This window comes from Mycobacterium sp. THU-M104, assembly GCF_049197365.1.
Taxonomy (GTDB): domain Bacteria; phylum Actinomycetota; class Actinomycetes; order Mycobacteriales; family Mycobacteriaceae; genus Mycobacterium.
On record NZ_JBMIOP010000246.1, the window covers coordinates 1 to 7,208 of the forward strand.

Here is a 7,208-nt window from a genome sequence, read left to right on the forward strand (position 1 = left end):
TCGGCATTGTCCTGTTCTTATTGGGGCAGTTTGGTAATCGCAGGATCGGCGGCAGACGCTACTGGTACTGACGGGTGACCGCGCGGTAGCAAGATCCTCCTAGGGAGCCGATGGCGGTACGTGGCCGAGGGTTAGATGCGATGGCGTGGGGTTGTTGCTGGTGATCAGCCACGTGCGCACAGCCTCTACCGGGTTGGCGTCCGGCTCCAGTGGCAGCGCCCCGACGAGCTTGACGGCGACACATCACGACGGGTCGGCCGCGTTCACCGTGATTTCGACCAGAGGTTTGACAGCCTCATATTTCGACTCTTTCGAAGCGAAAGTGAATGCAAATTTAGCGCTGTCTGACGATCTCTGTTTATATAGGCGCGTTCGAGCAATGATCAGTACCCGTGGATGGCCCTCGGCCTCATGACGCCAATGGGCGCCCTCCCCGAGATGCACTGAAAGTCCAACTAGGTCTGATCAAGAGCGGGCACCAGGTTCAATAAGGGCGCGCTCGTCGCGTGACCCGCCGGTCCACAGGTCTTGACTATTCGGTCGGGGACGAAGAAACACGACGGAGCTATGTTCAGCTGACGATCGGGTTAGCGAGTGCTTCCTGTACGCCGTGCGCGGCGCACACTTTCATGGATTCGGCGACGACTTGGGAGTCTTCGTTGGCGTCGATGTCGGCGACTTTGTCGGTTGGGAGAAATGTGGGCACGCTGGACTAAGCACGTGAGACCTGTGACGTAAAACGGCGTCTAACAGCGGATATTCCGCGGTGAGAGCCCCCTGTCAGGATTGAACTGACGACCGCTCGCTTACAAGGCGAGTGCTCTACCACTGAGCTAAGGAGGCCGGTGAAACCGGTGCCAGCCTAATGGGTCACTCGTCGGTGTCGATGCGGCGTGTCGAGCGCACCGCCCGCGACACGGAGCGGCGCGGGAGCCGCCGGCCGGGCAGCGGGATGCGCTCGGCGAGGTTGCTCAGCGGATTGACCACCATGGTCAGCGCGACGACGGCGTCCTGGAGCGTATCGATCGCGGGTTCGAGCGCCTCCATCCCGGGCGTCAGCCGCGCCAGGGTGTCGGCGACGTCGGCGAGCTGTTCGAGCGGCCCGTTCTTCGCGGTCAGCTTGTCGACCAGTCCGCCGTTGGCGAGCAGCCGGTCGGTCAGCCCGCCTTCGGACATCACGCGTTCGATCAGGCCTTCCTCGGCGAACAGTTGGTCAGCCAGTCCGCCGGCCTGCAACGCGCGTTGCAGGCCGCCACCCTCGGAGGTCAGCCGGTCCAGCAAGCCGCCCTGCGCAGTCAGCAGGTCGACCACCCCGCCCGGGCGCAGCAACCGGTCCAGCGGACCGTCGGGCGCAACGGCACGCCCCAGCGGAGCGTCGTCGTCCATCAGCCTGGCGAGACGGTTGGCGCGCACGATCGTGTCGTCGATCCCCAGCATGGACGCCATGCCGTTCGTCCTGGCGCCGGACGCACCACCGCCCACCGCGCGCCTGGCCACGCCAACGGCCATGGAGGAGACGTTCAAGCTCACCTCAGCGACCGCGAGCCCGGCCCGCGCGGGGGCGGTCGCCAGGGACACGACGCTTTTGACGAGGTTCATGCGTGAAGTCTATTCGCGACGCGACCTTGATGAACGGCGTTCGGGTCGGCGGCGGCGCCGTGATGGGCTGGCAGGCTACTATCAGATGGTTACCACCGCCCTCACAGTAATTGCACACTTACTGTGAAGGAGATGTTCAACGAAGGACAGAACGAAGGACAGAAGGCTCTCATGACAGCGGCTATCCACGGCGAGTCCACACCGGAGGCTCGCATCCTCGTGGTCGACGACGAGGCCAACATCGTCGAACTGCTCTCCGTCAGCCTGAAATTTCAAGGTTTTGAGGTGCACACCGCGACCAACGGGGCCCAGGCCCTGGACCGGGCGCGCGAAGCCCGCCCGGACGCGTTGATCCTGGACGTGATGATGCCCGGGATGGACGGTTTCGGGGTGCTGCGGCGACTGCGCGCCGACGGCATCGACGCGCCCGCGCTGTTCCTGACGGCTCGCGACTCGTTGCAGGACAAGATCGCCGGGCTGACCCTCGGCGGCGACGACTACGTGACCAAGCCGTTCAGCCTGGAAGAGGTCGTCGCCCGGCTGCGGGTCATCCTCCGACGCGCGGGCAAGGGCGGCCCGCAACCCCGCAACGCCCGGCTGACGTTCGCCGACATCGAACTCGACGAAGAGACCCACGAGGTGTGGAAGGCCGGGCAACCGGTCTCGCTGTCGCCGACGGAGTTCACGCTGTTGCGCTACTTTGTCATCAACGCCGGCACCGTGCTGAGCAAGCCCAAGATTCTCGACCACGTCTGGCGTTACGACTTCGGTGGTGACGTCAACGTGGTCGAGTCCTATGTGTCCTACCTGCGCCGCAAGATCGACACCGGGGAGAAGCGGCTTCTGCACACCCTGCGCGGTGTGGGCTATGTGCTGCGCGAGCCTCGCTGAGCACCCGCTCGGCCGCATGGGGAGGTGACCGGTGGCGAAGAATACGGAGACGGCCAAGCGGCTTCGACGCGGAGTACCACTGCGGGTGAGCCTGGTGGCCGCCACCCTCGCCCTGGTCGGCTGCGGCCTGTTGATGTCGGGGGTGGCGGTCACCTCGATCCTGCGTCACGTGCTCGTCGGCCGGATCGACCAGACGCTGCTCGAGGCGTCCCGCGGCTGGGCGCTGGCGCCGCGCCGCCAGTCGCCGGCGCCCTACGAGAGCCCGGACCCCGGCCGGCCGCCGTCCAAGTTCTACGTGCGGGGCATCGGCACCGACGGCACGCCGTTCACCGCCATCAACGACCGCAACGCCGAACCGGCGCTGCCGCCCGACAACGACGTAGGCCCCGAACCGACGACCCTGCCCTCGGTCAGCGGCTCCGACATCGAATGGCGGGCGGTGTCGGTGCGCGGCCCGCACGGCCTGACGACCGTCGCGATCGACCTCTCCGACGTCCAGCACACGGTCCGTTCGCTGGCCTGGTTGCAGGTCGGGATCGGGGTGGGCGTGCTGGTCCTCGTCGGAATCGCCAGTTTCGCGATGGCCCAGCGAAGCCTGCGGCCGCTGTCCGAAGTCGAGCAGACCGCCGCCGCGATCGCCGGTGGCCAACTGGACCGACGGATCCCGCAGCGCGACCCCCGCACCGAGGTGGGCCAGCTCTCGTTGGCGCTCAACGGGATGCTGACCCAGATCCAGGAGGCGCTGGCGTCCTCGGAGTCCTCGGCCGAGAAAGCGCGCGGCTCCGAGGAGCGGATGCGCCGGTTCATCACCGACGCCAGCCACGAGCTGCGCACCCCGCTGACCACCATTCGCGGCTTCGCGGAATTGTATCGCCAGGGCGCCGCGCGCGACGTGTCGATGCTGCTGGCGCGGATCGAAAGCGAAGCCAGCCGGATGGGGTTGCTCGTCGAGGATCTGCTGTTGCTGGCCCGCCTCGACGCCCAACGCCCGCTCGAGCACCATCAGGTGGACCTGCTGGCGCTGGCCAGCGACGCGGTGCACGACGCGCAAGCCGTGGATCCCAAGCGCACGATCCGGATCGAGGTGCTCGACGGTCCCGGCACCCCGGAAGTGGTCGGTGATGAGGCCCGGATCCGCCAGGTGCTGAGCAACCTGCTGGTCAACGCCTTGCAGCACACCCCGGAAAGCGCCGACGTCATCGTGCGGGTCGGCACCGACGGCGACGACGCGGTGATCGAGGTGGCCGACAAGGGGCCCGGCATGAGCCGGGAGGATGCGGCGCGGGTGTTCGAGCGCTTCTATCGCACCGACTCGTCACGTGCCCGGGCCAGCGGCGGCACCGGTCTCGGGCTTTCCATCGTGGACTCGTTGGTGCACGCGCATGGCGGCAGGGTCACCGTGACCACCGCGCCCGGCGATGGATGCTGCTTTCGTGTCACGCTGCCTCGGGTGAACGACGTACCCGTGCCGGAGGCGCCGGTTCACGCCAGCTGAGCCAGCGCCGCGGTGATCCTGGCCTGCGCCTCGTCCAGGGATTCCGGCGACGGGTTGCGGTCGACGTGAGCAAAGCCGAAGTCGCCCAAACTGCGGGTGGGGAACACGTGAACATGCAGATGGGGCACTTCCAGCCCGGCGATGATCACCCCGGCGCGCTCGGTGTGGAAGGCTTTGCACACGGCCTTGCCGATGAGTTGGCTCACCGACATGACGCGGGCGAAAACCGCGCCGTCGACGTCCTGCCACTGGTCGATCTCGGCGCGCGGCACGACCAGCGTGTGGCCCTGTGTCATCGGCTCGATCGTCAGGAACGCGACGACGTCGTCGTCCTCGTAGACGAAACGCCCGGGCAGCTCTCGGTTGATGATCCTGGTGAAGATGGACGGCATGGGCCCCAGCATAGGTGCGGCCGGCATAGGTGGGGCCGGGCCGGCCGACGGAGCACGGCCGTTCGTCTACTCCCGGGTGCCGAACTTCATCATGTCGAGGTTCCAGTAGCCGCGCATGTTGGTGATCAGCCCCGCGTCGTTGACCTTGTAGGTGAACACCCCGCGGACCTCGCTGGTGACTCCACCCTCGAATTCACTGTGCAGCACCAGGATATGGGCGACTTCGTCGGGTGAGCTCGACGGGAACGTCTCCTCGCAGGTGATCGTCAGCCGGTTGGCCGCGATGTTGGCGTCGTAGAAAACGCCGACGGCCCCCCGGCCGCGCACCCCGGTGCCGTCGGGGTTGGTGACGGACGTGCCGATCGGGTCCTCGACGAGGACGTCATCGGCCATCAGGGCCAGCCAGCCCTCCCGGTCGTGGGCTTGGACGCACCGCCATGACGCCTGCGACGCGGCCAGGGCCGGTGACGCCTGGGATGCCGCGGTGTCGGTCATCGGCTACCGGTCCGCGTCGGTGTACCGGATGACCCCGCGAATGTTCTTGCCGTCCAGCATGTCCTGGTAGCCGTCGTTGATCTGCTCCAGTTTGTACCGGCGGGTGATCATGTCGTCGAGGTTGAGCTTGCCGGCCTTGTACATCGACAACAGCTGCGGGATGTCGTAGTGCGGGTTGCCGCCGCCGAAGATGGTGCCCTGCAGGTTCTTTTGCATCAGGGTCAGCATCGCCAGGTTCAGGGTGACGTTGGTGTCCAGCAGGCTGCCGATCGCGGTCAGCACGCAGGTGCCACCCTTGGCGGTGATGTTCAGGTAGTTGTCGACGTCGGCGCCGTGCAGCTCGCCGACGGTGACCACCACCTTGTGGGCCATCAGGCCGTAGGTGACCTCGGCCATGCCCATCATCGCGGCATCAACATCGGGGTAGACGTGGGTGGCGCCGAACTTCAGCGCCTGGTCGCGTTTCCATTCCACCGGGTCGATCGCGAAGATGTAGCGCGCACCGGCGTTGACGGCCCCCTGCAGCGCGGCCATGCCGACCCCGCCGACGCCGACGATGGCGACGTCCTGTCCCGGCCGGATGTCGGCGGTGCGGACCGACGACCCGTAGCCGGTGGTGACGCCGCAGCCGACCAGGGCGGCCACCTCGAAGGGCACCGACGGGTCTATCTTCACCACCGAGCTCTTGTGCACGACCATGTACGGCGAGAACGTGCCCAGCAGCGTCATGGGGTAGACGTTCTGGCCCCGGGCCTGGATCCGGAAGGTGCCGTCGGACACGGCCGCACCGCCGAGCAGTCCGGCGCCCAGATCACACAGGTTGCGTAGGCCCGCCTGGCACGTGGGGCACTTGCCGCAGGACGGGATGAACGACAGCACCACGTGGTCGCCGGGGGCGATGTCCTCGACGCCCGGGCCCACCTCGGTGACGATGCCGGCACCCTCGTGCCCGCCGAGCACCGGGAAGCCCGCCATCGGGATGCCGCCCGTCACCAGGTGGTGGTCGGAGTGGCACATGCCCGACGCTTCCATCTGGATCTTGACCTCGTCCTTGACCGGGTCACCGATCTCGATTTCCTCGATCGACCACGGCTGGTTGAACTCCCAGATCAGCGCGCCTTTTGTTTTCATGAACAACCTCCACTAGCAAAGCCCTGACCCGAGTGTTCGGCGAGAGGGGCCGACCGGGGCCGGACGGCAATGTAGAACGTGTTCTCGTTCTCGCTGAACATTATGACGCGCGTCACCCGGCTGTAAACAAGGTCGCGGAATTCACCCCGGATGTCGTTTCGCCTTGCTGATCTTCCGCTCGGTTTGGGTGTCCGGGGTGGAGGGGGTTTGTCATGTCGTTGGTGGTGTCGGTGCCTGAGGTGGTGTCGGGTGCGGCGGCTGATGTGGCTGCGATTGGGTCGGGTATTGAGGCGGCTGGGGGTGCTGCGGGTGGGTCGGTGACGGGGATTGCGGCGGCGAGTGCGGATGAGGTGTCGGCGGCGATTTCGGCGTTGCTCGGGTCTGTAATTTGAACGGTGTAACTCCTGAGGAAGAAGGGGAGCACTGTGACTGATGTGATTATGGATGAGAAGATCGTTGAGCGACCCGACATGCAGGGCATGGTCCGGCTGGACGACCTCGACGAGCAGCTGATCGGGCAGCTGGTGGATCGGGCCCGCTCGGAAGGGATGGGGCTGACCGGCGAGGACGGTCTGCTGGCTCAGTTGACCAAGCGGATCATCGAGTCTGCGGCCGAGGGCGAGATGGACGCGCACCTGGGCTAGGCCAAGCACGATCCGGCCGGCCGCGACGGCGGCAACTCCCGCACCGGAGCGCGGACCAAGAGCGTGCTCACCGACATCGGGCCGGTGGAGGTCGCGATCCCGCGGGACCGCGACGGCACGTTCGAGCCGCAGATCGTGCGCAAGCGCCAACGCCGGCTGTCCGGGATCGATGGAGGGGTGATCTCGTTGTCGGCCAGGGGATTGACCCATGGCGAGATCTGCGCGCACCTGGCCGAGGTGTACGGCGCGCAGGTGTCCAAGCAGATGATCTCCACGATCACCGACCGGGTGATCGAGGGGGTGAGCGAGTGGTGCAACCGGCCGCTGGATGCGGTGTATCCGGTGGTGTTCATCGACGCCATCAATGTCAAGATCCGAGGGGGCAACGTCGCGAACAGGCCGATCTACGTCGCGCTGGGTGTCACTGTGGACGACACCCGCGACGTGCTGGGGCTGTGGGCCGACGAGCACGGCGACGGGGAGGGGTCGAAGTTTTGGCTGCGGGTCCTCTCGGAGATCAAAAACAGGGGCACCCAGGACGTCTGCATCGTGGTGTGCGAC

The 7,208-nt window shown here is 66.5% G+C and carries 8 protein-coding genes, 1 tRNA gene and 1 pseudogene; 4 read left to right on the top strand and 6 right to left on the bottom strand.

What is annotated here, in order from left to right; all coding sequences use genetic code 11:
- Positions 1-571: 571 nt before the first annotated feature.
- From ACOJVU_RS18040 to ACOJVU_RS18050, 3 genes are all read right to left on the bottom strand, one after another.
- The gene (locus ACOJVU_RS18040; protein WP_421531024.1) at positions 572-706 is read right to left on the bottom strand and encodes a hypothetical protein; all 135 of its coding nucleotides are present in this window, start codon (positions 704-706) and stop codon (positions 572-574) included.
- Positions 707-771: 65 nt separating this feature from the next.
- A tRNA-Thr gene (locus ACOJVU_RS18045) sits at positions 772-843 on the bottom strand.
- Positions 844-870: 27 nt separating this feature from the next.
- Positions 871-1,599 (bottom strand): hypothetical protein, encoded by a 729-nt coding sequence (locus ACOJVU_RS18050; protein ID WP_421531025.1) that lies wholly within the window; start codon positions 1,597-1,599, stop codon positions 871-873.
- 171 nt (positions 1,600-1,770) lie between these two features.
- On the opposite strand from ACOJVU_RS18050, the gene phoP reads away from it, so the two are divergent.
- Both phoP and ACOJVU_RS18060 read left to right on the top strand, forming a co-directional pair.
- Positions 1,771-2,490 carry a two-component system response regulator PhoP gene (gene phoP / locus ACOJVU_RS18055; protein WP_421531026.1) on the top strand — a complete coding sequence of 240 codons (720 nt, stop codon included), beginning with the start codon at positions 1,771-1,773 and terminating at the stop codon, positions 2,488-2,490.
- A 133-nt stretch (positions 2,491-2,623) separates the two neighbouring features.
- Positions 2,624-3,985, top strand: coding sequence for a sensor histidine kinase (locus ACOJVU_RS18060; RefSeq protein ID WP_421531031.1), 1,362 nt, complete (start codon positions 2,624-2,626; stop codon positions 3,983-3,985).
- Here ACOJVU_RS18060 and ACOJVU_RS18065 read toward each other — a convergent pair.
- The 3 genes from ACOJVU_RS18065 to ACOJVU_RS18075 all read right to left on the bottom strand — a co-directional run bounded on the left by ACOJVU_RS18065 (position 3,973) and on the right by ACOJVU_RS18075 (position 6,003).
- Positions 3,973-4,377, bottom strand: a complete 405-nt coding sequence (locus ACOJVU_RS18065; RefSeq protein ID WP_421531027.1) for an HIT family protein — start codon at positions 4,375-4,377, stop codon at positions 3,973-3,975. The two genes, ACOJVU_RS18060 and ACOJVU_RS18065, sit on opposite strands and share 13 nt — an antisense overlap.
- A 66-nt stretch (positions 4,378-4,443) precedes the next feature.
- A complete protein-coding gene (locus ACOJVU_RS18070; RefSeq protein WP_421531028.1) occupies positions 4,444-4,872 on the bottom strand; it encodes a ketosteroid isomerase family protein in 429 nt (142 codons plus the stop codon).
- A gap of 3 nt (positions 4,873-4,875) precedes the next feature.
- Positions 4,876-6,003, bottom strand: a complete 1,128-nt coding sequence (locus ACOJVU_RS18075) for an NDMA-dependent alcohol dehydrogenase (protein ID WP_421531029.1) — start codon at positions 6,001-6,003, stop codon at positions 4,876-4,878.
- Between the two features lie 212 nt (positions 6,004-6,215).
- Between ACOJVU_RS18075 and ACOJVU_RS18080 the strand changes: the two genes are divergently transcribed.
- Entirely contained in the window at positions 6,216-6,395 is a 180-nt protein-coding gene (locus tag ACOJVU_RS18080; RefSeq protein ID WP_421531030.1) for a PE family protein, read from the top strand.
- 78 nt (positions 6,396-6,473) lie between these two features.
- A pseudogene (locus ACOJVU_RS18085) lies at positions 6,474-7,208 on the top strand (IS256 family transposase); the annotation flags it as partial.